24 protein-coding genes are annotated in these 24,912 nt (G+C 59.5%); 10 read left to right on the top strand and 14 right to left on the bottom strand.

All coding sequences use genetic code 11. From position 1 onward, the window contains the following. Nucleotides 1-29: 29 nt before the first annotated feature. From yidC to rpmH, 4 genes are read right to left on the bottom strand one after another with little or no spacing between them, the layout of a single operon-like run. Complete coding sequence (yidC, locus tag M0808_RS00620) at nucleotides 30-1,712, bottom strand: membrane protein insertase YidC (protein WP_027610285.1); 1,683 nt, start codon at nucleotides 1,710-1,712, stop codon at nucleotides 30-32. 2 nt (nucleotides 1,713-1,714) lie between these two features. Continuing rightward, a complete protein-coding gene (gene yidD / locus M0808_RS00615) occupies nucleotides 1,715-1,960 on the bottom strand; it encodes a membrane protein insertion efficiency factor YidD (protein ID WP_080761984.1) in 246 nt (81 codons plus the stop codon). Then, nucleotides 1,953-2,354, bottom strand: a complete 402-nt coding sequence (gene rnpA, locus M0808_RS00610) for a ribonuclease P protein component (protein ID WP_011336726.1) — start codon at nucleotides 2,352-2,354, stop codon at nucleotides 1,953-1,955. The genes yidD and rnpA overlap by 8 nt, the downstream gene beginning before the upstream one ends. 16 nt (nucleotides 2,355-2,370) lie before the next feature. After that, nucleotides 2,371-2,505, bottom strand: coding sequence for a 50S ribosomal protein L34 (rpmH, locus tag M0808_RS00605; RefSeq protein ID WP_003213577.1), 135 nt, complete (start codon nucleotides 2,503-2,505; stop codon nucleotides 2,371-2,373). Between the two features lie 566 nt (nucleotides 2,506-3,071). Here rpmH and dnaA point away from each other — a divergent pair. The 5 genes from dnaA to M0808_RS00580 all read left to right on the top strand — a co-directional run bounded on the left by dnaA (nucleotide 3,072) and on the right by M0808_RS00580 (nucleotide 10,033). After that, entirely contained in the window at nucleotides 3,072-4,595 is a 1,524-nt protein-coding gene (gene dnaA, locus M0808_RS00600) for a chromosomal replication initiator protein DnaA (protein WP_095139791.1), read from the top strand. A 39-nt stretch (nucleotides 4,596-4,634) separates the two neighbouring features. Continuing rightward, nucleotides 4,635-5,738: a DNA polymerase III subunit beta gene (dnaN, locus tag M0808_RS00595; protein WP_003220202.1), complete on the top strand. Its 1,104-nt coding sequence runs from the start codon at nucleotides 4,635-4,637 to the stop codon at nucleotides 5,736-5,738. A gap of 14 nt (nucleotides 5,739-5,752) precedes the next feature. After that, on the top strand, nucleotides 5,753-6,856 hold the full coding sequence (recF, locus tag M0808_RS00590; RefSeq protein ID WP_003220208.1) for a DNA replication/repair protein RecF: 1,104 nt from the start codon (nucleotides 5,753-5,755) through the stop codon (nucleotides 6,854-6,856). Between the two features lie 5 nt (nucleotides 6,857-6,861). Next, nucleotides 6,862-9,279 carry a DNA topoisomerase (ATP-hydrolyzing) subunit B gene (gene gyrB / locus M0808_RS00585; protein ID WP_007960764.1) on the top strand — a complete coding sequence of 806 codons (2,418 nt, stop codon included), beginning with the start codon at nucleotides 6,862-6,864 and terminating at the stop codon, nucleotides 9,277-9,279. 235 nt (nucleotides 9,280-9,514) lie between these two features. Next, complete coding sequence (locus tag M0808_RS00580; RefSeq protein WP_247839489.1) at nucleotides 9,515-10,033, top strand: Hcp family type VI secretion system effector; 519 nt, start codon at nucleotides 9,515-9,517, stop codon at nucleotides 10,031-10,033. A gap of 47 nt (nucleotides 10,034-10,080) precedes the next feature. Here the strand turns inward: M0808_RS00580 and M0808_RS00575 are convergent, their stop codons facing one another. Then, nucleotides 10,081-10,818, bottom strand: a complete 738-nt coding sequence (locus tag M0808_RS00575) for a response regulator transcription factor (RefSeq protein WP_247839487.1) — start codon at nucleotides 10,816-10,818, stop codon at nucleotides 10,081-10,083. Nucleotides 10,819-10,986: 168 nt separating this feature from the next. Here M0808_RS00575 and M0808_RS00570 point away from each other — a divergent pair, with 168 nt between their 5' ends. After that, nucleotides 10,987-12,519, top strand: a complete 1,533-nt coding sequence (locus M0808_RS00570) for a HAMP domain-containing sensor histidine kinase (protein WP_247839485.1) — start codon at nucleotides 10,987-10,989, stop codon at nucleotides 12,517-12,519. A 168-nt stretch (nucleotides 12,520-12,687) separates the two neighbouring features. Here M0808_RS00570 and M0808_RS00565 read toward each other — a convergent pair whose 3' ends face one another. The 4 genes from M0808_RS00565 to glyQ form a co-directional block, all read right to left on the bottom strand. Then, the gene (locus M0808_RS00565; protein WP_247839483.1) at nucleotides 12,688-13,467 is read right to left on the bottom strand and encodes a lysophospholipid acyltransferase family protein; all 780 of its coding nucleotides are present in this window, start codon (nucleotides 13,465-13,467) and stop codon (nucleotides 12,688-12,690) included. A gap of 82 nt (nucleotides 13,468-13,549) precedes the next feature. Next, nucleotides 13,550-14,089: a D-glycero-beta-D-manno-heptose 1,7-bisphosphate 7-phosphatase gene (gene gmhB, locus M0808_RS00560; RefSeq protein ID WP_177325594.1), complete on the bottom strand. Its 540-nt coding sequence runs from the start codon at nucleotides 14,087-14,089 to the stop codon at nucleotides 13,550-13,552. A 4-nt stretch (nucleotides 14,090-14,093) separates the two neighbouring features. Beyond that, on the bottom strand, nucleotides 14,094-16,148 hold the full coding sequence (gene glyS / locus M0808_RS00555; RefSeq protein ID WP_103367979.1) for a glycine--tRNA ligase subunit beta: 2,055 nt from the start codon (nucleotides 16,146-16,148) through the stop codon (nucleotides 14,094-14,096). Further along, complete coding sequence (gene glyQ, locus M0808_RS00550; protein ID WP_003187265.1) at nucleotides 16,145-17,098, bottom strand: glycine--tRNA ligase subunit alpha; 954 nt, start codon at nucleotides 17,096-17,098, stop codon at nucleotides 16,145-16,147. The genes glyS and glyQ overlap by 4 nt, the downstream gene beginning before the upstream one ends. Before the next feature lie 81 nt (nucleotides 17,099-17,179). On the opposite strand from glyQ, the gene M0808_RS00545 reads away from it, so the two are divergent. The 3 genes from M0808_RS00545 (at nucleotide 17,180) to M0808_RS00535 (ending at nucleotide 19,011) form a co-directional block, all read left to right on the top strand. Next, nucleotides 17,180-17,737: a DNA-3-methyladenine glycosylase I gene (locus tag M0808_RS00545; RefSeq protein WP_115986448.1), complete on the top strand. Its 558-nt coding sequence runs from the start codon at nucleotides 17,180-17,182 to the stop codon at nucleotides 17,735-17,737. A 40-nt stretch (nucleotides 17,738-17,777) separates the two neighbouring features. Then, complete coding sequence (locus M0808_RS00540) at nucleotides 17,778-18,665, top strand: lysophospholipid acyltransferase (RefSeq protein WP_047596996.1); 888 nt, start codon at nucleotides 17,778-17,780, stop codon at nucleotides 18,663-18,665. A 106-nt stretch (nucleotides 18,666-18,771) separates the two neighbouring features. Then, the gene (locus M0808_RS00535; RefSeq protein WP_007960749.1) at nucleotides 18,772-19,011 is read left to right on the top strand and encodes a PilZ domain-containing protein; all 240 of its coding nucleotides are present in this window, start codon (nucleotides 18,772-18,774) and stop codon (nucleotides 19,009-19,011) included. Between the two features lies 1 nt (nucleotide 19,012). Here the strand turns inward: M0808_RS00535 and M0808_RS00530 are convergent, their stop codons facing one another. The 5 genes from M0808_RS00530 to def all read right to left on the bottom strand — a co-directional run bounded on the left by M0808_RS00530 (nucleotide 19,013) and on the right by def (nucleotide 23,716). After that, entirely contained in the window at nucleotides 19,013-19,327 is a 315-nt protein-coding gene (locus M0808_RS00530) for a tetratricopeptide repeat protein (RefSeq protein ID WP_027610275.1), read from the bottom strand. Nucleotides 19,328-19,474: 147 nt separating this feature from the next. Then, nucleotides 19,475-20,851, bottom strand: coding sequence for a Trk system potassium transporter TrkA (gene trkA, locus M0808_RS00525; protein WP_003220233.1), 1,377 nt, complete (start codon nucleotides 20,849-20,851; stop codon nucleotides 19,475-19,477). Nucleotides 20,852-20,873: 22 nt separating this feature from the next. Next, on the bottom strand, nucleotides 20,874-22,184 hold the full coding sequence (rsmB, locus tag M0808_RS00520; protein WP_247839481.1) for a 16S rRNA (cytosine(967)-C(5))-methyltransferase RsmB: 1,311 nt from the start codon (nucleotides 22,182-22,184) through the stop codon (nucleotides 20,874-20,876). Further along, complete coding sequence (fmt, locus tag M0808_RS00515) at nucleotides 22,181-23,152, bottom strand: methionyl-tRNA formyltransferase (protein ID WP_247839479.1); 972 nt, start codon at nucleotides 23,150-23,152, stop codon at nucleotides 22,181-22,183. The genes rsmB and fmt overlap by 4 nt, the downstream gene beginning before the upstream one ends. Before the next feature lie 57 nt (nucleotides 23,153-23,209). Then, nucleotides 23,210-23,716 (bottom strand): peptide deformylase, encoded by a 507-nt coding sequence (gene def, locus M0808_RS00510; RefSeq protein ID WP_027610272.1) that lies wholly within the window; start codon nucleotides 23,714-23,716, stop codon nucleotides 23,210-23,212. Nucleotides 23,717-23,875: 159 nt separating this feature from the next. Here def and M0808_RS00505 point away from each other — a divergent pair, with 159 nt between their 5' ends. Further along, complete coding sequence (locus M0808_RS00505; RefSeq protein ID WP_098966434.1) at nucleotides 23,876-24,901, top strand: LysM domain-containing protein; 1,026 nt, start codon at nucleotides 23,876-23,878, stop codon at nucleotides 24,899-24,901. The last annotated feature ends 11 nt before the right edge of the window (nucleotides 24,902-24,912 follow it).

The raw sequence follows: 24,912 nt of genomic DNA, 5'->3' as shown, positions 1-24,912 counted from the left end.
GTTTTGAGTGGTGTTATCCACAGAGTAAGTTACGCCTCGGCTTTTTTCGTCGCCGCTTCGATCTTACGCGTGATGTACCACTGTTGGGCAATCGACAGGCAGTTGTTCACAACCCAGTACAGCACCAAACCAGCCGGGAACCACAGGAAGAAGAAGGTGAAGATGATTGGCATCATTTTCATGACCTTCGCCTGCATCGGATCCGGTGGAGTCGGGTTCAGACGCTGCTGAATGAACATGGTCGCGCCCATGATGATCGGCAGGATGAAGAACGGATCCTTGATCGACAGGTCAGTGATCCACAGCATGAATGGCGCTTGGCGCATTTCCACGCTTTCCAGCAGAACCCAGTACAGCGAAAGGAAAACCGGCATCTGCACGAGGATCGGCAAGCAACCGCCCAGCGGATTGATCTTCTCTTTCTTGTACAGCTCCATCATGGCTTGCGACATTTTCTGCCGGTCATCGCCATGCTGCTCTTTCAGTGCAGCCAGTTTCGGTGCTACGGCACGCATGCGCGCCATGGATTTGTAGCTGGCAGCCGACAGCGGGAAGAAGATCCCTTTGATCAGCATTGTCAGGAAGATGATCGACCAGCCCCAGTTACCCACGATCGCGTGGATGTGTTGCAGCAACCAGAAGATCGGCTGAGCGATGAACCACAGAATGCCGTAGTCGACTGTCAGTTCCAGACCTGGGGATAACTGTTTCAGTACGGCCTGGCTTTTCGGCCCGGCGTACAGAATGGCGCTGGTTTCAACTTTGGCACCCGGTGCAGCGGTCAGCGAAGGACCGGTGTAACCGATGATGTAGTTGCCTTTGCTGTCCTTACGTGTCTGAACAATGTTGTTTTCGCCCTTCGGCGCAACCCATGCAGTCACGAAGTAGTGTTGCAGCCAGGCTACCCAGCCACCGGTGACGGTTTCCTTGAGCTGACCTTTGTCCATGTCTTTCATGGACACTTTCTTGTACGGCTCGGAACTTGTCCACAGGGCAGCGCCCAGGTAAGTCGCGGTGCCGGTGGCAGTGGTCGACGAAGGGTCGGCACTGGCGTCGCGCTTCAGTTGGGCGAACATCGAACCCGACCAAGGCTGAGCGCTCTGGTTATCCACAAGGTAGGTCACGGTTACGTCATACAGGCCGCGTTTCAGGGTGAAACGCTTGATGTAGTTGACGCCGTCCTTGCTGAACTTCAGGTCGACGACCAATTGGTCCTGACCGTCAGCCAGTTGATAACTTTTCTTCTCCGAGGCGTAAACCGGACGACCGGCTGGGCTTGCGTCCGGACCGTTGGTGCCGATCAGGCCGCTTTGTGCCAGATAAGTACGTTCGCCGCCGTTGTCGAACAGCTGGAACGGTACATCAGGACGATCCTGACGACGTGGATACAGTGGCAAAGTCAGTTGAGCAACGTCACCGCCCTGGGGATCGATCGCCAGATCGAGCACGTCGGTTTTGACCTGGATCAGATCCTTGCTGGCAGCAACCGGGGTTTCCACAGGTGCGCTGGTGTCGCTTGCGGCACGCGGAATATCGTCACTGGCGGAAGCGTTATTGCCAGGAACGGTGTCCGGCAAACCGGATGCAGTCGTACTGGAAGCAACATTCTGAGTCGGCAGGGCAGCCTGGCCATAGTCCTGGTTCCATTTAAGAACCATAACGTAGGACACGATTGCCAGGGCGACGATCAGGATCGTGCGTTTGATATCCATGATTACTCGGCCATCGAAGAAGAACGGGAGGTAGGGATAGGTGGAACCGGGTCATAACCACCGGGATTCCACGGATGACAGCGACCTAAACGACGAAAGGCCAGCCAGCCACCGCGCAGAAGGCCATGATTTTCGATGGCTTCATACGCGTAGCAAGAACAACTGGGGTAGAAACGACAGTGACTGGCCATCAAAGGACTAATGGCGTAGCGATAAAACTGGATCGGAACGAGTGCCAGTTTACGCATCTGGACTGTCTACCCCTACAGTTTCGGTTTTGACTGCTGGAACTGGCTTGTTACGGGCCAGACGCTTCCAGAGTTTGCCGAAATGCTGAATCAATTCGGGGTTTTCTACGTCGCCCAAACCTTTGCGCGCGACGATAACGATATCCCAGCCGACCAGAGAATCCTGGTGCAGACGGAACGATTCGCGCATCAGACGTTTGAGGCGATTGCGCTCAACGGAGAGCTTTACGCTCTTTTTCCCGATAACCAGCCCGAGACGGGGGTGATCAAGATCGTTGTTGCGCGCAAGGAGCAGGAGATTTTTCCCCGGAACCTTGCCGGTAGGGGAGTCAAAGACTGCCTTGAAATGCCGGGGGGTAAGCAGACGCTTTTCCCGACTGAAGTCCTGACTCACCTCCAGTACCGGATTATCAAACTGCCAGACGCGCACGACCTTTGGCGCGACGACGCGACAGGACAGCGCGACCGTTCTTGGTAGCCATGCGAGCACGGAAACCGTGGGTACGAGCGCGTTTGATAGTGCTTGGTTGGAAAGTACGTTTCATGTCGTGTTACCTGGTTCGTCCACAACGGGCCGGAATGGCCCCCGTTTTAAGAGACCGGGGATTCTAGAGAAAGCAAGCCCTCAGGTCAATTTCCAACCAACGTTTCCTTATAAATAGATCTCTGGAGCTTGCGGAAGCGAAATCCTGTTTGCCAGACATAAAAATAAAGAAGGGAATTATTTAAAGCTTTTCTGTAAAGCTTGTAAAAGCTAGGGCAGCCATCTTCTGTGGATAACCATCTTCAGCCCTTGTAGAGCGTGATGTACAGAGAATGACAACTACAGTGGAAAACCGTGTTCAGCCTGTGCTGCGCTGTCGGATAACCTGTGTGTGGAATGGCCTGTTATCCACAGGCTGGTTATCCACCGAGTTCCACCCCCAGTTGTCCAGTGCCCTCAGAGGCGGTTATCCACAGAGCTTATGCACACACCGTTGGTCGCCTTTTTACCCGTTAACGCATTGATTAATCATGGTCACCACACAACCTGCATGTGGATAAGTGGACGGCTCGCCGCTACAATGGCCGCTTGTTTTTGCCTCACCGGCTTTCAACTTAGGGGATATCCGTGTCAGTGGAACTTTGGCAGCAGTGCGTGGAGCTTTTGCGCGAGGAGCTGCCTGCCCAACAATTCAACACCTGGATCCGTCCACTACAGGTCGAAGCCGAAGGCGACGAGTTGCGCGTCTACGCACCGAACCGTTTTGTGCTGGACTGGGTCAACGAAAAGTACCTCGGTCGCGTCCTTGAACTGCTGGATGAGCACGGCAACGGCATGGCGCCAGCGCTTTCCTTATTAATAGGCAGCAAACGCAGCTCGGCACCGCGTGCCGCGCCGAACGCGCCGTTGGCCGCTGCGCAGGTGTCTCAGGCTCAGGCCAATACCGTGCCGGCCAGTGCGCCAGCACCCGCTCCAAGTGCAGCTCCGGCCAAGCGCTCGACGCAGAAAACCGAGGAAGTCAGTGAAGAGCCGTCCCGCGACAGCTTTGACCCGATGGCCGGTGCGGCCTCGCAACAGGCCCCGGTTCGCGCCGAACAGCGCACCGTTCAGGTCGAAGGCGCGCTCAAGCACACCAGTTACCTGAACCGCACCTTCACCTTCGAGAACTTCGTCGAAGGCAAGTCCAACCAGCTCGCCCGCGCGGCGGCCTGGCAGGTGGCGGACAATCCCAAACACGGTTACAACCCGCTGTTCCTTTATGGCGGCGTCGGCCTGGGTAAAACCCACTTGATGCACGCAGTGGGTAACCATCTATTAAAGAAGAACCCGAATGCCAAGGTCGTGTACCTGCATTCCGAGCGCTTCGTGGCCGACATGGTCAAGGCGCTGCAACTGAACGCGATCAACGAGTTCAAGCGTTTCTACCGTTCGGTGGACGCTCTGCTGATCGACGATATTCAGTTCTTCGCCCGTAAAGAGCGGTCCCAGGAAGAGTTTTTCCACACCTTCAACGCCCTGCTTGAAGGTGGCCAGCAGGTCATTCTCACCAGTGACCGCTACCCGAAAGAAATCGAAGGCCTTGAAGAGCGCCTCAAATCCCGCTTCGGTTGGGGCCTGACGGTTGCCGTCGAGCCGCCGGAGCTGGAAACCCGCGTGGCGATCTTGATGAAGAAGGCCGACCAGGCCAAAGTCGAGTTGCCTCACGATGCGGCTTTCTTCATCGCCCAACGAATTCGTTCCAACGTCCGTGAGCTGGAAGGCGCGCTGAAACGCGTGATCGCCCACTCGCACTTCATGGGCCGCGACATCACCATCGAGTTGATCCGCGAATCCCTGAAAGACTTGTTGGCACTGCAGGACAAACTGGTCTCTGTGGATAACATTCAGCGCACTGTCGCCGAGTACTACAAGATCAAGATTTCCGACCTGCTGTCCAAGCGCCGTTCGCGCTCGGTGGCACGTCCGCGTCAGGTGGCCATGGCGCTGTCCAAGGAGCTGACCAACCACAGCCTGCCGGAAATCGGCGATGTGTTTGGTGGTCGCGACCACACGACGGTGTTGCACGCCTGCCGCAAGATCAACGAACTTAAGGAATCCGACGCGGACATCCGCGAGGACTACAAGAACCTGCTGCGTACACTGACCACTTGATGAACTCCAGCGCAGCTTATTAAGGCAAGGGACTAGACCATGCATTTCACCATTCAACGCGAAGCCCTGTTGAAACCCCTGCAACTGGTCGCAGGCGTCGTCGAGCGCCGACAGACCTTGCCGGTACTGTCCAACGTGCTGTTGGTCGTCGATGGCCAGCAACTGTCGCTGACCGGTACCGATCTGGAAGTCGAGCTGGTCGGTCGCGTGCAACTCGAAGAGCCGGCTGAAACCGGCTCCATCACCGTGCCTGCGCGCAAGCTGATGGACATCTGCAAGAGCCTGCCCAACGACGCGCTGATCGACATCAAGGTCGACGAGCAGAAGCTGGTCGTGAAGGCCGGCCGTAGCCGTTTCACCCTGTCGACCCTGCCCGCCAATGATTTCCCGACGGTTGAAGAAGGCCCGGGTTCGCTGACCTGCAGCCTGGAGCAGAGCAAACTGCGTCGCCTGATCGAACGCACCAGCTTCGCCATGGCCCAGCAGGACGTGCGCTACTACCTCAACGGCATGCTGCTGGAAGTCTCGGCCGGTGTGATCCGCGCTGTGGCAACCGACGGTCACCGTCTGGCCATGTGCTCGATGCAGGCCGATATCGGTCAGCCGGATCGTCACCAGGTGATCGTGCCACGCAAAGGCATTCTGGAACTGGCGCGTCTGCTCACCGAGCCGGATGGCAACGTCAGCATCGTTCTGGGTCAGCACCACATCCGCGCCACCACCGGCGAATTCACCTTCACCTCGAAGTTGGTCGACGGCAAGTTCCCGGACTATGAGCGCGTTCTGCCGAAGGGTGGCGACAAGCTGGTACTGGGCGATCGTCAGGCCCTGCGTGAAGCGTTCAGCCGTACCGCGATTCTGTCCAACGAGAAGTACCGCGGCATCCGTCTGCAACTGGCCAACGGTCAGTTGAAGATCCAGGCCAACAACCCGGAGCAGGAAGAAGCGGAAGAAGAAGTGGGCGTTGAATACAACGGCGGTTCGCTGGAAATCGGCTTCAACGTGAGCTACCTGCTCGACGTGCTGGGCGTGATGACCACCGAACAGGTTCGCCTGATCCTCTCCGACTCCAACAGCAGTGCGCTGGTGCAAGAGTCCGACAATGACGACTCGGCTTATGTTGTCATGCCGATGCGTCTGTAATCAGCTGATCCTGGATGTCCTTAAGTCGTGTTTCGGTCACCGCGGTGCGTAATCTGCACCCGGTGACCTTCTCCCCCTCCCCCCGCATCAACATTCTTTACGGCGCCAACGGCAGCGGCAAAACCAGTGTTCTGGAAGCCATTCATCTGCTGGGGCTTGCCCGTTCGTTTCGTAGCACGCGGCTGTTGCCGGTCATCCAGTACGAGCAACTCGCCTGCACCGTGTTCGGTCAGGTCGAATTGGCCGAGGGTGGTCACAGTGCGTTGGGGATATCTCGCGACCGTCAGGGCGAGTTCCAGATCCGCATCGACGGGCAGAACGCTCGCAGTGCCGCGCAACTGGCAGAGATCCTGCCGCTGCAACTGATCAACCCCGACAGCTTCCGCCTGCTCGAAGGTGCGCCGAAGATTCGCCGGCAGTTTCTCGATTGGGGCGTGTTCCACGTCGAACCGCGTTTCATGGCGACCTGGCAGCGTTTGCAGAAGGCCTTGCGCCAGAGAAACTCCTGGCTGCGGCATGGTACACTTGACGCCGTTTCGCAAGCGGTTTGGGACAGGGAACTGTGCCAGGCCAGCGCTGAAATCGATGAATACCGCCGCGCTTACATCAAAGCCTTGAAACCAGTCTTTGAACAAACCTTGAGCGAACTGGTTGAGCTTGAAGGTTTGACGCTCAGCTATTACCGAGGCTGGGACAAGGACCGGGAATTGAGTGCCGTACTGGCTGGCTCCGTGCAACGGGACCAGCAAATGGGTCATACCCAGGCCGGACCGCAACGGGCTGATTTGCGCCTTAGATTGGGCGCACACAATGCCGCGGACATCTTGTCCCGGGGTCAGCAGAAGCTGGTGGTTTGTGCCTTGCGAATTGCCCAGGGGCATCTGGTGAGCCAGGCCCGACGCGGCCAGTGTATTTATCTGGTGGATGACTTGCCGTCCGAGCTGGACGAGAGCCACCGTCGCGCGCTGTGCCGCTTGCTGGAAGACTTACGCTGCCAGGTTTTCATCACCTGTGTAGATCACGAATTATTGAGGGAAGGCTGGCAGACGGAAACGCCAGTCGCTCTGTTCCACGTGGAACAGGGCCGTATCACCCAGACCCACGACCATCGGGAGTGAAGGCATTGAGCGAAGAAAATACGTACGACTCAACGAGCATTAAAGTGCTGAAAGGCCTGGATGCCGTACGCAAACGTCCCGGTATGTACATTGGTGACACCGACGATGGCAGCGGTCTGCACCACATGGTGTTCGAGGTGGTCGACAACTCGATCGACGAAGCCCTCGCCGGCCACTGCGACGACATCAGCATCATCATCCACCCGGATGAGTCCATCACCGTCAAAGACAACGGCCGTGGCATCCCGGTAGACGTGCACAAAGAGGAAGGCGTTTCCGCCGCCGAGGTGATCATGACCGTCCTCCACGCTGGCGGTAAGTTCGACGATAACTCCTACAAGGTATCCGGCGGTCTGCACGGTGTAGGTGTGTCGGTCGTGAACGCCCTGTCCGAAGAGCTGGTACTGACCGTACGCCGCAGCGGCAAGATCTGGGAACAGACCTACGTCCACGGCGTGCCTCAGGCTCCTATGGCGATCGTTGGCGACAGCGAAACCACCGGTACCCAGATCCACTTCAAGGCTTCCAGCGAAACCTTCAAGAACATTCACTTCAGCTGGGACATTCTGGCCAAGCGCATTCGTGAACTGTCCTTCCTCAACTCCGGTGTCGGCATCGTCCTCAAGGACGAGCGCAGCGGCAAGGAAGAGCTGTTCAAGTACGAAGGCGGCCTGCGTGCGTTCGTTGAATACCTGAACACCAACAAGACTGCGGTCAACCAGGTGTTCCACTTCAACATCCAGCGTGAAGACGGCATCGGCGTGGAAATCGCCCTGCAGTGGAATGACAGCTTCAACGAGAACCTGTTGTGCTTCACCAACAACATTCCACAGCGCGACGGCGGTACTCACCTGGTGGGTTTCCGTTCCGCACTGACGCGTAACCTGAACAACTATATCGAGCAGGAAGGTCTGGCGAAGAAGCACAAAGTCGCGACCACCGGTGACGATGCCCGTGAAGGCCTGACCGCGATCATTTCGGTAAAAGTGCCGGATCCGAAGTTCAGCTCGCAGACCAAAGACAAGCTGGTGTCTTCCGAAGTGAAGACCGCGGTCGAGCAGGAGATGGGCAAGTACTTCTCCGACTTCCTGCTGGAAAACCCGAACGAAGCCAAGCTGGTCGTCGGCAAGATGATCGACGCGGCGCGTGCCCGTGAAGCGGCGCGCAAGGCCCGTGAGATGACCCGCCGCAAAGGCGCGCTGGACATCGCCGGCCTGCCGGGCAAGCTCGCTGATTGCCAGGAAAAAGATCCTGCGCTGTCCGAACTGTACCTCGTGGAAGGTGACTCCGCGGGCGGCTCTGCCAAGCAGGGACGTAACCGCAAGACCCAGGCGATCCTGCCGCTGAAGGGCAAGATCCTCAACGTCGAGAAAGCACGCTTCGACAAGATGATCTCGTCCCAGGAAGTGGGCACGTTGATCACCGCGCTGGGCTGCGGCATTGGTCGCGAAGAGTACAACATCGACAAGCTGCGCTATCACAACATCATCATCATGACCGATGCTGACGTCGACGGTTCGCACATCCGTACCCTGCTGCTGACCTTCTTCTTCCGTCAGTTGCCGGAGCTGATCGAGCGCGGCTACATCTACATCGCCCAGCCGCCGCTGTATAAGGTCAAGAAAGGCAAGCAAGAGCAATACATCAAAGACGACGACGCCATGGAAGAGTACATGACGCAGTCGGCTCTGGAAGATGCGAGCCTGCACCTGAACGAAGAGGCTCCGGGCATTTCCGGTGAAGCGCTCGAGCGTCTGGTGAACGACTTCCGCATGGTGATGAAGACCCTCAAGCGTCTGTCGCGCCTGTACCCGCAGGAACTGACCGAACACTTCATCTACCTGCCGGCCGTGAGCCTGGAAATGCTCGGCGACCACGCCAAGATGCAGGACTGGCTGGCTCAGTACGAAGTGCGTCTGCGCACCGTCGAGAAGTCGGGCCTGGTCTACAAGGCCAGCCTGCGTGAAGATCGTGAACGTGGCGTTTGGCTGCCAGAGGTCGAGCTGATCTCCCACGGCCTGTCGAACTACGTCACCTTCAACCGCGACTTCTTCGGCAGCAACGACTACAAGACCGTCGTCACCCTCGGCGCTCAACTGAGCACCCTGCTCGACGAAGGCGCGTACATCCAGCGTGGCGAGCGCAAGAAAGCGGTCACCGAGTTCAAGGAAGCCCTCGACTGGCTGATGGCCGAAAGCACCAAGCGCCACACCATCCAGCGCTACAAAGGTCTGGGTGAAATGAACCCGGATCAGCTGTGGGAAACCACCATGGACCCAAGCGTGCGCCGCATGCTGAAAGTCACCATCGAAGACGCCATTGGCGCAGACCAGATCTTTAACACCCTGATGGGTGATGCGGTCGAACCTCGCCGTGACTTCATCGAGAGCAATGCGCTGGCGGTTTCCAACCTGGATTTCTGATCCATCGTCCCATCGCTAACGCACGAATAAAAAAGCCAGCGCTATGCGCTGGCTTTTTTTTAGTTCTTTCTTGTCGGATTAAAACCTGCAAATTTTAAGACTATCCCTTCGTATAGGAGAGACTCTTCCTACATATATCTGGATCGGTTCTATTTATCTTACAGCCGCTTCGCTAACTGCCCTACGGCACAGGTGAAGCACTGTCAGTGTCTAGAATCAAACAGGGAACTTAGTTATGCCAACACCTGCGTATTTGACGATCAATGGTAATCGACAAGGTTTAATCAGTGCTGGAGCTTTTACAGCAGATTCAGTGGGTAATACCTACCAGGAAGGGCACGAAGATCAGATTTTGGTACAAGCTTTCAGCCATCAAATAATCATTCCACGTGACCCTCAATCCGGCCAGCCCACCGGTCAGCGGGTGCATAAGCCGCTCATGGTTACCAAAGTTTTCGACAAGGCATCCCCGTTGATATTCAGCGCCTTGACCAGTGGCGAAGTCTTGGACAATTGTCATATTGCCTGGTATCGAACTTCCGCTTCAGGTACACAAGAACATTTTTTCAGTATTGAATTGGTAGACGCCGTTATTGTGGAAGTGAATTCCAGAATGCCGAATTTCCAAGATATGAATATGGCGCACTTCACACAGTTGGAAGACGTACATTTCACGTATCGTAAAATCATCTGGACGCATGAAATCTGCGGCACGACGGGTTCAGATGACTGGCGTGCACCTTTGGTCAACTGACGCTCGCGGGCTGCCAAATATCGACCAGTTTGACTGGTCGATTCACCTTACGACTGCATCATGCTGTCAGCAGGTGTCGCAGATACACTCTCCAACCGATACCCATACCCATAAATCGTCAGCAACTGCCAACCCCGATCCGCCGTCAGCCCCAGCTTGTTGCGCAGGCGATAGATGTGCGTATCCAGCGGCCGTGACGACGCCACTTCTTCGTGGGGCCAGAAGCGTTCGTACAGGTACTCCCGCGACAATGGCCGACCCAGGTTACTGAACAGGCAGCGCGCCAGGCGGTATTCACGCTCCGTCATGACCACTGCCTTGCCCTCGCGGGTGACGCTCAGTTCGGCATCGTCGAAGGTCAGGTCATTGAAGCTCAGGACTTCGGCAGCGCTACTGCGTTGCTGGCTGTGCCGGCGCAGTACGGCGGCGACTCGGGCTTTCAGCTCGTTGGGGCGGAACGGTTTGCTGACGTAATCGTCGGCACCGGCGTTCAGCGCCTGGACGATATCGCTCTCGCCGTCGCGGCTGGTCAGCATGATCGCGGCGGGCGGCGCCTCCATGTGTTCGCGGGTCCAGCGCAGCAGCGCCAGGCCGGACAGGTCGGGCAGTTGCCAGTCGAGGATCAGCAGGTCGAAGGTGTCCCGGCGCAATTGGCGCAACAGGTCCTCGCTCCGTTCAAAGCTGTGCAACGACCAAGGCTGGTCTCCCTCCGCAGCCATCTGCTGCAGGGTTTGCTCGACCCGACGCAGTTCGGCGGGTTCATCGTCCAGTATCGCAACGCGCATACGCGTGGGTTCCTTGTTGCTTGAGCAGTGGCCGGCAACCCTGAAGGCTCGGCCTGTGCGGTAAAAGTAAGCAGTCCACCATCGGTCGACGTCCGCTATGATTCTTCGGATCTACATCCTCAGACCTGTGGCCCATGAAACCATTCACTGTCCCCTGCCCTGTTTGTCATGAATAGCCCGCGTCGGCGTGAAAGCCGCGAGCCAAGTCAGGTCCAGCGTCTGTTTCGACGGCTGGTGCGTGAGTGGTTGTGGATAAGTCTAGTGCTGTTGCCGCTGACTGCCTTGTTGTCGTATCGCGCGCAGATCAATCTGCACGACGTGGTACCGATGTGGAGCGCGTTGCTTTCGGTAGGGCTGGTAGCCTGCGTACTCGGATTGCTGCTGTGGCGCCCGCGCTGGGCGATCTGGGTGACATCGTGCGGTGTGGCTTGTGTGCTGCTGGCTAGCGCCGGGCTGGCGGAAGTTCGACACTGGTGGTCACCGACTCCAGCGGCGCTGGGCATGTTGTTCGGCTACCTGATCTGGAACTGGCGGCGCCTGAGTGTGGTGCTGACGTATTTTGGCTGGGAGCTGGCCCGACTGGACCGCGAGCCGAAAGTATTTCCCGAGCGGCGCCGTGCGCAATTCACCAGCGCTGATCAGCTGCAGGGCCAGATCATGGCACTGGAGCAAGCCATGAGCCGCACCCGCGATACCCGGCGTTTCATTGCCGACGGTCTGGAATACCTGCCGGTGGCGACGCTGATCAGCGATCCCAAGGGGCAGATTCTGCTGGGAAACCGCAAGGCCCGGGTATTGTTCGATGACCCGCTGGTCGGTGACTATGTTCTCGAGCAACTGGCCCGCCTCGGTTATCCGGAATTGTCCACAGAACCACGCCCGGCGCTGTCGGACCTGACGCTGCTGGAGTTTCGCGATCACAAGGAACGCAGTTTGCGTCTGGAACGGGCGGCTTTGCTGCCGGTGGATGGCGATACTCCCATCGGCTGGCTGCTGAGCCTCACCGATCTGAGCGCCGAACGCGCCGCAGAAGAACAGCGAGGGGTCTTGCTGCGGTTCCTTTCCCACGATCTGCGCGCCCCGCATTCGGCGATTTTGGCCCTGCTCGATGTACATCGCCATCAAGCCGGCGCGGACTCACCGCTGTTCGAGCAGATCGAGCGCCAGGTACGCCGGGCGCTCGATCTGACTGACGGTTTCGTTCTGTTGGCGCGGGCCGAGTCCGAGGCTTATCAGTTCCAGCCCAGTCTGTTCGCGATGCTGGTGCTGGACGTGCTGGATCAGGCGCTGCCCATCGCCCAGCAGAAAAGCATCAAACTGCTGCACACGATGGACGAACAATCCCAAGAGCGTTTGATCAACGCTGACCAGGGCCTGCTGACCCGCGCCTTGTTCAACCTGCTGGAGAACGCCATCAAGTACAGCCCGGTCGGTACCACGATCAAGTTGAACGTCAGTTGCCGGGGTGAGTGGCTATGCTGTGAATTGACCGATCAGGGTAAAGGCATTGCCGCCGAGGAGCTGCCGGATCTGTTCACCCAGTACCGGCGCTTTTCGTCGGCGCAGGGGATTGATGGCGTCGGGTTGGGGCTGTCGATGGTCAAGGCAGTGGTCGATCATCATGGCGGTAACATCGAGTGCCACAGTATCGTCGATCAAGGCACCACGTTCCGGCTGCAGTTACCGCTGATCTGCGAGTGAACAGGCACAAAAAAACCGGCTATATCAGCCGGTTTTTTTACTTCCGAAAAAAACTTATGCACCTTTTACGGTGTTTTATGAGCTTGAGAAATATATAAGTAAATCAATCGGTTACTTTCAAAATTCAGACTTTTTCAACAAAACCGTACACAGGTTATCCACAAAATCTCAGACAGCCACCTGATCATTCGCGGCAGGCGCCTGCGGTGCCGGTGGCAGCGAACCCATTTCGCGCTGGGTCTGTTCGTTCCAGGCCTGTACCCGGTCGTTCAGCTCGGCGATGGCGCGCGGACCAGTGCCTTCGGCATACATCGGCTCACCGATGACCACGGTGATCACGCCCGGCGTCTTGCCCCAGCCGATTTTCGGCCAGAACTTGCCGGCATTGTGTGCAATCGGTAGCACCGGAAGCACCGCATTTACCGCCAACGCGCTGCCACTGCGCGAGAACTTGCCGACGGTGCCGTAAGGAACGCGGGTGCCCTCAGGGAAGATCAATACCCAGACGTTATCCTTGAGCAGTTCATCGCCCTTGGCCGCGACTTGTTTGAGCGCCGCTTTCGGGTTGTCGCGGTCAATCGCGATCGGCCGCAGCATGGCCATGGCCCAACCGAAGAACGGTACGTAGAGCAATTCACGCTTGAGCACCTGGCTCAAGGGCGAGAAATAAGCAGAGAGAAAGAACGTCTCCCAGGTGCTCTGGTGGTTCGACTGAATCACGCAGGGCCGATCCGGCACGTTTTCCGCACCTTTGATCTCGTAACGAATGCCGAGAAACACCTTGGTCAACCACAAGGCGCAACGGCACCAGTACACGTTGATGAAACGATAACGCACCTTGAACGGCAGAAAGGGCGCGATAAAAAAGCTCAGGCTGCACCACAGCAAGGCAGTAGTGCCCAGCAGCAGGTAAAAGAGAAAAATTCTGATGGCCTGCAGTATCGACATGGCGACGTTTACCGTTACGGGCGATGCCCGACTGTTCAAGCGCACTCCCGATCAATCCCTGGTCAGGAACTTCAGAAGCACTCTAGTTGTGGATAAGTTCTGCGGCAATCGCCGCCAGATCGTCAAAAATCAGGGTGCCGACCGGAAGGGTCTTGCCCAGAGTTTTTTCGCCTTTCCCGGTCTTTACCAAAACGGGCTGTGAATCGACGGCTTTGGCGGCCTCCAGGTCACCAAGGCTGTCGCCGACGAACCAGACATTCGTCAGCGCCACGTTGTAATGCGCCGCGATGGTTTGCAACATCCCCGGCTTCGGCTTGCGGCAATCGCAACCCTCGTCCGGACCATGCGGGCAGTACACGATCAGCCCGACTTCACCGCCCTGCTCTGCCACGAGCGTGCGCAGGCGCGCGTGCATGGCGTCGAGGGTGGCAAGGTCGTAATAGCCGCGAGCAATGCCCGACTGGTTGGTAGCGACCGCCACCGTCCAGCCGGCCTTGCTCAACTGCGCAATCGCCTCGATCGAGCCGGGCAGTGGAATCCACTCCTCCACCGACTTGATGTAAGCGTCGGAGTCGTAATTGATCACTCCATCCCGATCGAGAATCAGCAGTTTCAACAGCAATCCCTCAACCCAACAGCGAAATGTCGGCAACCCCGAGGAACAGACCACGCAGACGCGCGAGCAGCGCGTAGCGGTTGGCCCGGACCTTGGCGTCTTCGGCATTGACCATCACCGCGTCGAAGAACGCATCCACCGGCTCACGCAATGCCGCCAGACGCGCCAGCGATTCGTTGTACTGACGCGCTGCGGCCATTGGCTGCACCGCCTGATCCGCTTGCTGAATCGCCGAGTACAGCGAGAACTCGTTGGCGTTGTCGAAGTACTTGGCCTCGACCACGGTCGGCACCGAGCCTTCAACCTTGCTCAACAGGTTCGATACACGCTTGTTGACCGCCGCCAGCGCTGCCGCTTCCGGCAGTTTGCGGAAGGCCTGAACCGCTTGCACACGCTGGTCGAAGTCCAGCGCCGAACCCGGCTTCAGGGCACGTACCGACAGGTAAGTGGCGACATCGACGCCCTCGTCTTCGTAACGCGCACGCAGACGGTCGAAGATGAATTCCAGCACCGCGTCGTTCAGACCGGCAGCCTTGACCTTGGTACCGAAAGCAGCCACGGCGAAAGCCACGGCGTCGTTCAGGTCCAGATCCAGTTGTTTCTCGATCAGGATGCGCAGCACGCCGAGGGCCGCACGGCGCAGGGCATACGGGTCTTTGCTGCCGGTCGGCAGCATGCCGATTCCGAAGATGCCGACCAGGGTGTCGAGCTTGTCGGCGATCGCGACAGCGGCACCGGTCAAGGTCGCCGGCAGTTCAGCACCGGCACCGCGTGGCATGTACTGCTCGTTCAGCGCCAGCGCGACGTCTTCCGGCTCGCCGTCATTGAGCGCGTAGTAGTAACCGGCGACACCTTGCATCTCCGGGAACTCGCCGACCATTTCAGTGGCCAGGTCGCACTTCGACAGCAGGCCGGCACGGGCCGCCCAGGAAGCGTTGCCGCCGATCCGCGCGGCGATGTAGGCCGCGAGTTTCGAAACGCGCTCGGCCTTGTCGTAGACGCTGCCGAGTTTTTCCTGAAACACCACGTTCTTCAGGCGATCATTGAAGGCTTCGAGTTTCTGCTTCTTGTCTTGCTTGAAGAAGAACTCGGCGTCGGTCAGGCGTGGGCGAACCACTTTCTCGTTACCGGCGATGATCTGCTGTGGATCTTTGCTTTCGATGTTGGCGACGGTGATGAACCGTGGCAGCAACTTGCCGTCGGCATCCAGCAGGCAGAAGTACTTCTGGTTGTCCTGCATGGTGGTGATCAGTGCTTCCTGCGGCACGTCGAGGAAGCGTTCCTCGAACGAGCACACCAGCGGCACCGGCCATTCGACCAGCGCGGTCACTTCATCGAGCAGCGCCGGCGGCACGATCGCGGTGCCTTCCTGACGGGTCGCCAGTTCTTCGGTGCGCTTGCTGATGATCTCGCGACGCTCGTTGGCATCGGCCAGCACGTAGGCGGCACGCAGGTCGGCCAGGTAGCTCGACGGCGAACCGATGCGCACGCTTTCCGGGTGATGGAAACGGTGACCACGGGAGTCGCGGCCAGCCTTCTGCGCGAGGATGGTGCAGTCGATGACCTGGTCACCGAGCAGCATCACCAGCCACTGGGTCGGACGCACGAACTCTTCCTTGCGCGCACCCCAACGCATGCGTTTCGGGATCGGCAGGTCGTTCAGCGAATCTTCGACGATGGTCGGCAGCAGGCTCGCGGTTGGCTTGCCGGCGATGTTCTGGCTGTAGCGCAGTTTCGGACCGCTCTGGTCGATTTCGCTCAGCTCGACGCCGCACTTCTTGGCAAAGCCCAGGGCTGCCTGAGTCGGATTGCCTTCAGCGTCGAACGCCGCCTGACGCGGCGGGCCGTCGAGGTTGATGCTGCGATCCGGCTGCTGGGTGGCCAGCGCCGTGATCAGCACGGCCAGACGACGCGGCGCGGCGTAGACGGTTTTGCTTTCGTAGCTCAGGCCGGCAGCTTGCAGGCCCTTGTCGATACCGGCGAGGAACGCTTCAGCCAGGGTGTTCAGGGCTTTTGGCGGCAGTTCTTCGGTGCCCAGTTCAACCAGAAAATCTTGCGCACTCATTGTGCAGCCTCCAGCTTGGCCAGTACTTCATCACGCAGGTCCGGGGTCGCCATCGGGAAGCCCAGCTTGGCGCGAGCCAGCAGGTAGGCTTGCGCAACGGAACGCGCCAGGGTGCGTACGCGCAGGATGTATTGCTGACGCGCGGTCACCGAGATCGCCCGGCGCGCGTCCAGCAGGTTGAAGGTGTGCGAGGCCTTCAGGACCATTTCGTAGCTTGGCAACGGCAGCGGCTGGTCGAGTTCGATCAGGCGCTTGGCTTCGCTTTCATAGAAATCGAACAGTTCGAACAGTTTGTCGACGTTGGCGTGTTCGAAGTTGTAGGTGGACTGCTCCACTTCGTTCTGGTGGAACACGTCGCCGTAGGTCACCTTGCCGAACGGACCGTCAGCCCAGACCAGGTCGTAGACCGAGTCCACGCCCTGCAGGTACATGGCCAGACGCTCCAGACCGTAAGTGATCTCGCCGGTCACCGGGTAGCACTCGATGCCGCCGGCCTGCTGGAAATAAGTGAACTGAGTCACTTCCATGCCGTTGAGCCAGACTTCCCAGCCCAGACCCCAGGCGCCCAGGGTTGGCGATTCCCAGTTGTCTTCGACGAAGCGGATGTCGTGGACCAGCGGGTCCAGGCCGACATGCTTGAGCGAGCCCAGGTACAGTTCCTGGAAGTTGTCCGGGTTCGGCTTCAGAACCACCTGGAACTGATAGTAGTGCTGCAGACGGTTCGGGTTTTCCCCGTAGCGGCCGTCAGTCGGACGGCGGCTTGGCTGCACGTACGCGGCGTTCCAGGTTTCCGGGCCGATGGCGCGCAGGAAGGTCGCGGTGTGGAAAGTGCCGGCGCCTACTTCCATATCGTAGGGCTGAAGTACCACACAACCTTGCTCGGCCCAGTATTGCTGGAGCGCGAGGATCAAGTCTTGGAAGGTACGCACGGCTGGCGTAGGCTGGCTCACGAAATTCACCTGTTTCTTGGGCTGCGATTTAAAGAGCGGGAGTATACCCGATTCGTTGCTGCGCACGCCCCCTGGAGCCTTATGCCACGCTGCTTTTGGTGTACCGAAGATCCGCTGTACATGGCTTATCACGATCAGGAGTGGGGCACGCCGCTACGCGATGCGCAGGGTTTGTTCGAGTTGCTTTTGCTCGAAGGGTTCCAGGCCGGGCTGTCGTGGATCACCGTGCTGCGTAAACGCGAGCGCTACCGCGAGGTGTTGTACGGCTTCGACGTGCAGCGCGTGGCGCAGATGAGCGACGCTGAAATCGATGAACTGATGCTCGATCCGGGGATCATCCGCAATCGCCTCAAACTCAATGCCGCCCGGCGCAACGCCCAGGCCTGGCTGGCGCTGGAAGACCCGGTGGCCTTCCTCTGGTCGTTCGTCGGCGGCCAACCGATCATCAATCATTTCAAGGATCGTAGCGAAGTCCCGGCGATCACCCCCGAAGCGCTGGCGATGAGCAAAGCCCTGAAAAAGGCCGGCTTCACCTTCGTCGGCCCGACCATTTGCTACGCACTGATGCAGGCCTCGGGCATGGTCATGGATCACACTCAGGACTGCGACCGCTACGCGCAGCTGGTCAACGGCGGTTAGAATGGCCGCCTCGCGCACAGCACAAAATCAGGAGTGACCTGTGGAAAAGTTTAAAGGCGCCTTGCTGGTAGGCGCTCTGCGGCTGTTTGCCCTGCTGCCATGGCGGGCCGTGCAGGCCGTGGGTTCGGCGATCGGCTGGATCATGTGGAAAACCCCCAACCGTTCCCGCGACGTGGTGCGGATCAACCTTTCCAAATGTTTTCCACAGATGGACCCGGCCGAGCGCGAGCGCCTGGTCGGCCAGAGCCTGAAAGACATCGGCAAATCCCTGACCGAAAGCGCCTGCGCCTGGATCTGGCCGGCGCAGCGTTCGATCGATCTGGTGCGCGAAGTCGAAGGCCTCGACATCCTCAAGGATGCGCTGGCCTCGGGCAAAGGCGTGGTCGGCATCACCAGCCACCTGGGCAACTGGGAAGTGCTCAATCACTTCTATTGCAGCCAGTGCAAACCGATCATTTTCTACCGCCCGCCAAAGCTCAAGGCTGTGGATGAATTACTGCGCAAGCAACGCGTGCAGCTGGGCAACAAGGTTGCTGCCTCCACCAAGGAAGGCATCCTCAGCGTCATCAAGGAAGTGCGCAAAGGTGGTGCAGTGGGCATTCCCGCTGACCCGGAACCGGCCGAATCCGCAGGGATCTTCGTGCCGTTCTTCGCCACCCAGGCATTGACCAGCAAATTCGTGCCGAACATGCTCGCCGGCGGCAAAGCGGTCGGGGTGTTCCTGCATGCCCTGCGCCTGCCGGACGGCTCCGGCTACAAAGTGATCCTCGAAGCGGCGCCCGAGGCCATGTACAGCACCGATACCGAGGAATCCTGCGCGGCCATGAGCAAGGTGGTCGAGCGTTACGTCGCGGCGTATCCGAGTCAGTACATGTGGAGCATGAAGCGCTTCAAGAAACGTCCGCCGGGCGAAGCGCGCTGGTACTGAGCAAGTTGGCACACTCTGTGGATAACCTGTAGGAACGCCGAAGGCTGTGATCTTTTGATCTTGCTTGAGGTTATCCACAACCCCGTTCATTCAAGGGCGCATAAAGATGTCCGAACAACGCAAATCCTTCCGCATCAAGATCACCCACGACAGCTTCGGCGAATGCCTGGGGCAGACGCGCAATCTGTCGGCCACCGGCGTGTATGTGCAGCATCCGCGTCTGGCGTCATTGCCCAAGGGTGCGGTGGTTTATGGCCAAGTGCAGGATTTACCCACAGGCGCGCCGCGGGTGCGAATGGAAGTGGTGACGGTGGATGCCGAGGGCATCGGCCTGCGTTATCTCTAACTTATTGCGCCTGGCGGTCGAGCTTCTTCAGAAACACCGTCATTTCCTTCTCGGCCTGCTTGTCGCCATGGGCGCGGGCGGCTTCCAGACCTTGTTCCCACGCCTGCCGCGCGGCCGCGTGATCGCCGAGTGCGAGTTGCGCTTTGCCCAATAGCTTCCACGCCGCCGAGTACTTCGGGTCGAAACCGACACAGCGCTGGAAATGCTCGGCTGCCTTGGCGTTCTCTCCCAAATCCAGATAACCCTTGCCGAGACCGAAGCGCAGCAGTGAGTTATCCACACCCTTGGCGAGCATTTTTTCCAGGGATTCGAGCATCGGTGGAGTCCTTTTCTGTGGAGTGTCAGGTGGAGATCGGTGTCAGTTACACCGCTTTCGCGAGCAAGCCCGCTCCCACATTTGGAATGCATTCCCCCTGTGGGAGCGGGCTTGCTCGCGAAGAGGCCAGTGCTGTCGGCGCAAAACTCAGAAGAAGCTGAGACCCACATGAAACAGCTTCTCCACATCGCGGATATGCTTTTTATCCACAAGGAACAGAATCACATGGTCGCCGGTTTCGATCACCGTATCGTCGTGGGCGATGATCACTTCTTCGTTGCGGATGATCGCGCCAATCGTGCTGCCCGGCGGCAGGCCGATTTTCTCGATCGGCCGGCCGATGACCTTGCTCGACTTCGCATCGCCGTGGGCAATCGCCTCGATGGCCTCCGCCGCGCCCCGGCGCAATGAGTGCACGCTGACGATATCGCCACGGCGTACGTGGGCCAGCAAGGTGCCGATGGTCGCCAGTTGCGGGCTGATGGCGATGTCGATGTCGCCGCCCTGGATCAGATCGACGTACGCCGGGTTGTTGATGATCGTCATCACCTTCTTCGCCCCCAGCCTTTTGGCCAACAGCGACGACATGATGTTGGCTTCGTCATCGTTGGTCAGCGCAAGGAAGATGTCGGCGTCGGCAATGTTCTCTTCCAGCAGCAGATCACGGTCCGACGCACTGCCCTGCAGCACCACGGTGCTGTCGAGGGTGTCGGAGAGATAGCGGCAGCGGGCCGGGTTCATCTCGATGATCTTCACCTGATAACGGCTTTCGATGGCCTCGGCCAGACGCTCGCCGATCTGCCCGCCACCGGCAATCACGATGCGCTTGTAGGTTTCGTCGAGACGGCGCATTTCGCTCATCACCGCGCGAATATTCTCACGGGCGGCGATGAAGAAGACTTCGTCATCGGCCTCGATCACCGTATCGCCCTGCGGCAGGATCGGCCGGTCGCGGCGGAAAATCGCCGCGACACGCGTCTCGACATTCGGCATGTGCTCGCGCAACTGGCGCAATTGCTGACCCACCAGCGGCCCGCCGTAATAGGCGCGCACCGCCACCAGTTGCGCCTGGCCTTCGGCGAAGTCGATCACTTGCAGCGCGCCCGGATGCTGGATCAGGCGCTTGATGTAGTTGGTCACCACCTGCTCGGGGCTGATCAGCACGTCGACCGGAATCGCTTCGTTCTGGAACAGCTGTTCTTCGCGATTGAGGTAGGACGCTTCGCGCACCCGGGCGATTTTGGTCGGGGTGTGGAACAGTGTGTGCGCGACCTGGCAGGCGACCATGTTGGTCTCGTCGCTGTTGGTCACCGCCACCAGCATATCGGCATCGTCGGCGCCGGCCTGACGCAGCACCGACGGCAGCGAGCCGCGGCCCTGAATGGTGCGGATGTCGAGACGGTCGCCGAGGTCGCGCAGGCGTTCGCCATCGGTGTCGACCACGGTGATGTCGTTGGCTTCGCTCGCCAGGTGTTCAGCCAGCGAACCGCCGACCTGCCCCGCACCGAGGATGATGATTTTCATCCAGTCACTCCGTTGAATCCGTTTAGCCGCGCGCGGCAGCGATCTTGATCAGCTTGGCGTAGTAGAACCCGTCATGCCCGCCCTGCTGGGCCAGCAATTGGCGACCATGGGGCTGTTTCATCCCGGCCGTAGTGGCCAGATCCAGTTCGCGGGCACCGGGCGTGCGCTCAAGGAACGCGGCGATGACTTCGGTGTTCTCGGTCGGCAAGGTCGAGCAAGTGGCGTAGAGCAGGATGCCGCCGACTTCGAGGGTTTTCCACAGGGCGTCGAGCAGCTCGCCTTGAAGTTGCGCGAGGGCAACGATGTCGTCCGGTTGACGGGTCAGCTTGATGTCCGGATGGCGGCGGATCACGCCGGTGGCCGAGCATGGCGCGTCGAGCAGGATGCGCTGGAACGGTTTGCCGTCCCACCACGCGGCGGTATCGCGACCGTCGGCAGCGATCAGTTCGGCGCTCAGCCCCAGCCGCTCAAGGTTTTCCTTCACCCGCACCAGCCGCTTGGCTTCCAGATCCACCGCCACCACGCCGGCCAGCGCCGGTTCGGCTTCGAGGATGTGGCAGGTCTTGCCGCCGGGGGCGCAGCAGGCGTCGAGCACCCGTTGGCCCGGGGCCAGATCGAGCAGATCGGCGGCCAGTTGCGCCGCTTCGTCCTGCACGCTGATCCAGCCTTCGGCAAAACCCGGCAGGCTGCGCACGTCGGCGGCGGCGTCGAGGACGATGCCGTCGCGGCTGTAAACGCACGGCGTGGCGGCGATGCCGACCTCGCTGAGCAAGCTGAGGTAGGCGTCGCGGCTGTGATAGCGGCGGTTGACCCGCAGGATCATCGGCGGGTGCGCGTTATTCGCCGCGCAGATCGCTTCCCATTGTTCCGGCCAGAAGGCTTTCAGGGATTTTTGCAGCCAGCGCGGGTGGGCGGTACGCACCACCGGATCGCGCTCCAGCTCGGCGAAAATCGTCTCGCTTTCGCGCTGGGCATTACGCAGCACGGCGTTGAGCAGACCCTTGGCCCACGGCTTTTTCAGCTTGTCGGCGCAACCGACGGTTTCGCCGATGGCCGCGTGCGGCGGCACGCGGGTGTAGAGCAGTTGATAGAGACCGACCAGCAGCAGCGCCTCGACATCGGCGTCGGCAGCCTTGAACGGCTTCTGCAGAAGTCTTTCTGCCAGCGCCGACAGCCGTGGCTGCCAGCGCGCGGTGCCGAACGCCAGATCCTGGGTGAAGCCGCGATCACGGTCTTCGACCTTGTCCAGTTGCGTCGGCAGGGAGCTGTTCAGCGAAGCCTTGCCGCTGATCACGGCTGCGAGTGCCTTGGCGGCAGCCAGACGCGGGTTCATTGCGCGTCCACCACGGCGCCGAGCACGGTGCCGAGCACGGTGCCGACGGCAAATTTCTCGCGACGGCTGTTGAACAGGTCGCTGAAGTTCAGCGCCTTGCCGCCGGGCAGTTGCAGACGGGTCAGGCACAGCGCCTGTTCACCGCAGGCGACGATCAGGCCGTCCTTGCTGGCGCTGAGGATTGCACCCGGCGCGCCTTTGCCGTCAGCCAGGGTCGCGGCCAATACCTTCAGCGCTTCACCGTTGAGGGTGCTGTGGGTAATCGGCCAGGGATTGAAGGCGCGTACCAGACGCTCCAGTTCAACCGCCGGACGGCTCCAGTCGAGGCGCGCTTCGTCCTTGTTCAGTTTGTGGGCGTAGGTGGCGAGCTCGTCGTTCTGCACTTCGCTTTCGAGGGTTCCAGCGGCCAGGCCGGCAATTGCCTGAACCACGGCGGGCGGGCCCATTTCGGCGAGGCGGTCGTGCAGCGTGCCACCGGTGTCATCGGCGCTGATCGGGGTCACGACCTTGAGCAGCATTGGCCCGGTGTCGAGGCCGGCTTCCATGCGCATCACAGTCACGCCGCTTTCGGCATCACCGTGTTCCACGGCGCGCTGGATCGGCGCCGCACCGCGCCAGCGTGGCAGCAGCGAGGCGTGGCTGTTGATGCAGCCCAGACGCGGAATATCCAGCACCGCTTGCGGCAGGATCAGGCCGTAGGCGACCACCACCATCAAGTCCGGTTTCAGCGCGGCCAGCTCGGCTTGAGCATCGGCGTTGCGCAGGGTCGGCGGCTGCAACACCTGGATATTATTTTCCAGGGCCAACTGTTTGACCGGGCTCGGCATCAGTTTTTGCCCGCGACCGGCCGGACGATCCGGTTGGGTGTAGACCGCAACGATCTCGTAAGGGCTGTTCAGCAGGGCCTTGAGGTGTTCGGCGGCAAATTCCGGGGTACCGGCAAAAACGATGCGCAGTGGCTCAGTCATGAAGGGAATCTCATAAAAAGAAAAAGGCTTGCCGCAGCAAGCCTTTGAAGAGGGGCATCAAGCGTTCTGGCGGTGCAGCTTTTCCAGTTTCTTCTTGATCCGGTCGCGTTTGAGCGTGGACAGGTAATCGACGAACAACTTGCCGTTGAGGTGGTCGCATTCGTGCTGGATGCACACCGCGAGCAGGCCTTCGGCGATCAGTTCGTAAGGCTGGCCGTCGCGGTCCAGCGCCTTGATTTTGACCTTCTGCGGGCGGTCGACGTTTTCGTAGAAACCCGGCACCGAGAGGCAGCCTTCCTGGTACTGATCCATCTCGTCGGTCAGCGATTCGAACTCGGGGTTGATGAACACCCGGGGTTCGGTGCGGTCTTCGGAAAGGTCCATCACGACGATACGTTTGTGCACGTTGACCTGGGTCGCGGCGAGGCCGATGCCCGGCGCTTCATACATTGTTTCAAACATGTCATCGACCAACTGACGCACTTCGTCGTCCACTACTGCCACAGGCTTGGCGATAGTACGCAGACGCGGGTCCGGGAATTCGAGGATGTTTAAAATGGCCATAGGCTGATTGCTGCACGTATTGAGTAAAGTCGGGTCGATGGCCTGGCAGGTCCGAAGATGCAGGCTACCGTTGTGAAGCGTAGCTAATGCAATTTGCAGTAGCGAGCCACGGGGGCTCTGACGGTTCACGCGAACGCACATGATAAAGGGATTCGCTGCATGAGGAAAACACTACTCGCCCTGCTGCTTCTGGCTTCGGCCGCGGCTGCGCAAGGGCAAGTGCAACTCAGGGATGGTTTTCCACAGCAATACACGGTGGTTTCGGGAGACACCCTCTGGGACATTTCCGGCAAATACCTGCGCGAGCCCTGGCAATGGCCACAGCTGTGGCGGGCCAATCCGCAAATCGAAAACCCCAACCTGATCTATCCCGGCGACACGCTGACGCTCAGTTACGTCAACGGCCAGCCGCAGCTGACCCTCAATCGCGGCGAGTCACGGGGCACCATCAAGCTGTCGCCGCGCATCCGCACCAGCCCGGTGGCCGAGGCGATTCCGAGCATTCCGCTGAAATCAATCAACAGTTTCCTGCTGAGCAACCGCATCGTCGACAAGGTCGAGGACTTCGACAAGGCGCCGTATATCGTCGCCGGCGATGCCGAGCGCGTGTTGAGTGGCACTGGCGACCGGATCTTCGCCCGGGGCCACTTCGATCCGAATCAACCGGTGTACGGCATCTTCCGCCAGGGCAAGGTCTACACCGACCCGCAGACCAAGGAGTTCCTCGGGATCAACGCCGACGATATCGGTGGCGGTGAAATCGTCGCCACCGAAGGCGACGTCGCCACCCTCGCCCTGCAACGCACCACCCAGGAAGTACGTCTGGGCGATCGTCTGTTCAGCGGCGAAGAGCGCTCGATCAATTCGACTTTCATGCCCAGCGCCCCGAGCACCAACATCAACGGCCTGATCATCGACGTGCCGCGCGGCGTCACGCAGATCGGCGTGATGGACGTGGTCACCCTGAACAAAGGCAAGCGCGACGGTCTGGCCGAAGGCAATGTGCTGGTGGTGATGAAAACCGGGGAAACCGTGCGCGACCGGATCACCGGCCAGCCGCTGAAAATTCCCGATGAACGGGCCGGTCTGCTGATGGTGTTCCGTACCTACGACAAGCTCAGTTACGGCCTCGTACTCAACGCATCGCGCTCGCTGGCGGTGCTCGACAAGGTGCGAAATCCTTAGCTGGCTTCACA

The organism is Pseudomonas sp. MWU12-3103b (genome assembly GCF_023100615.1).
In the GTDB taxonomy this organism is placed as follows: Bacteria; Pseudomonadota; Gammaproteobacteria; order Pseudomonadales; family Pseudomonadaceae; genus Aquipseudomonas; species Aquipseudomonas putida_A.
The sequence above is the reverse complement of the archived record's forward strand: the minus strand, read 5'-3'. Positions and strand labels throughout refer to the sequence as shown.

What these genes read in the sequence shown, in the direction of transcription:
- M0808_RS00575 (WP_247839487.1), bottom strand. Translation starts at nt 10,818, where the DNA reads ATGCGCGTTGCGATACTGGACGATGAACCCGCCGAACTGCGTCGGGTC.
- trkA (WP_003220233.1), bottom strand. Translation starts at nt 20,851, where the DNA reads ATGAAAATCATCATCCTCGGTGCGGGGCAGGTCGGCGGTTCGCTGGCT.
- dnaN (WP_003220202.1), top strand. Translation starts at nt 4,635, where the DNA reads ATGCATTTCACCATTCAACGCGAAGCCCTGTTGAAACCCCTGCAACTG.
- rsmB (WP_247839481.1), bottom strand. Translation starts at nt 22,184, where the DNA reads ATGAACCCGCGTCTGGCTGCCGCCAAGGCACTCGCAGCCGTGATCAGC.
- rpmH (WP_003213577.1), bottom strand. Translation starts at nt 2,505, where the DNA reads ATGAAACGTACTTTCCAACCAAGCACTATCAAACGCGCTCGTACCCAC.
- M0808_RS00580 (WP_247839489.1), top strand. Translation starts at nt 9,515, where the DNA reads ATGCCAACACCTGCGTATTTGACGATCAATGGTAATCGACAAGGTTTA.
- fmt (WP_247839479.1), bottom strand. Translation starts at nt 23,152, where the DNA reads ATGACTGAGCCACTGCGCATCGTTTTTGCCGGTACCCCGGAATTTGCC.
- M0808_RS00565 (WP_247839483.1), bottom strand. Translation starts at nt 13,467, where the DNA reads ATGTCGATACTGCAGGCCATCAGAATTTTTCTCTTTTACCTGCTGCTG.
- glyS (WP_103367979.1), bottom strand. Translation starts at nt 16,148, where the DNA reads ATGAGTGCGCAAGATTTTCTGGTTGAACTGGGCACCGAAGAACTGCCG.
- M0808_RS00535 (WP_007960749.1), top strand. Translation starts at nt 18,772, where the DNA reads ATGTCCGAACAACGCAAATCCTTCCGCATCAAGATCACCCACGACAGC.
- recF (WP_003220208.1), top strand. Translation starts at nt 5,753, where the DNA reads ATGTCCTTAAGTCGTGTTTCGGTCACCGCGGTGCGTAATCTGCACCCG.
- def (WP_027610272.1), bottom strand. Translation starts at nt 23,716, where the DNA reads ATGGCCATTTTAAACATCCTCGAATTCCCGGACCCGCGTCTGCGTACT.
- M0808_RS00505 (WP_098966434.1), top strand. Translation starts at nt 23,876, where the DNA reads ATGAGGAAAACACTACTCGCCCTGCTGCTTCTGGCTTCGGCCGCGGCT.
- M0808_RS00545 (WP_115986448.1), top strand. Translation starts at nt 17,180, where the DNA reads ATGCCACGCTGCTTTTGGTGTACCGAAGATCCGCTGTACATGGCTTAT.
- yidC (WP_027610285.1), bottom strand. Translation starts at nt 1,712, where the DNA reads ATGGATATCAAACGCACGATCCTGATCGTCGCCCTGGCAATCGTGTCC.
- M0808_RS00570 (WP_247839485.1), top strand. Translation starts at nt 10,987, where the DNA reads ATGAATAGCCCGCGTCGGCGTGAAAGCCGCGAGCCAAGTCAGGTCCAG.
- M0808_RS00530 (WP_027610275.1), bottom strand. Translation starts at nt 19,327, where the DNA reads ATGCTCGAATCCCTGGAAAAAATGCTCGCCAAGGGTGTGGATAACTCA.
- yidD (WP_080761984.1), bottom strand. Translation starts at nt 1,960, where the DNA reads ATGCGTAAACTGGCACTCGTTCCGATCCAGTTTTATCGCTACGCCATT.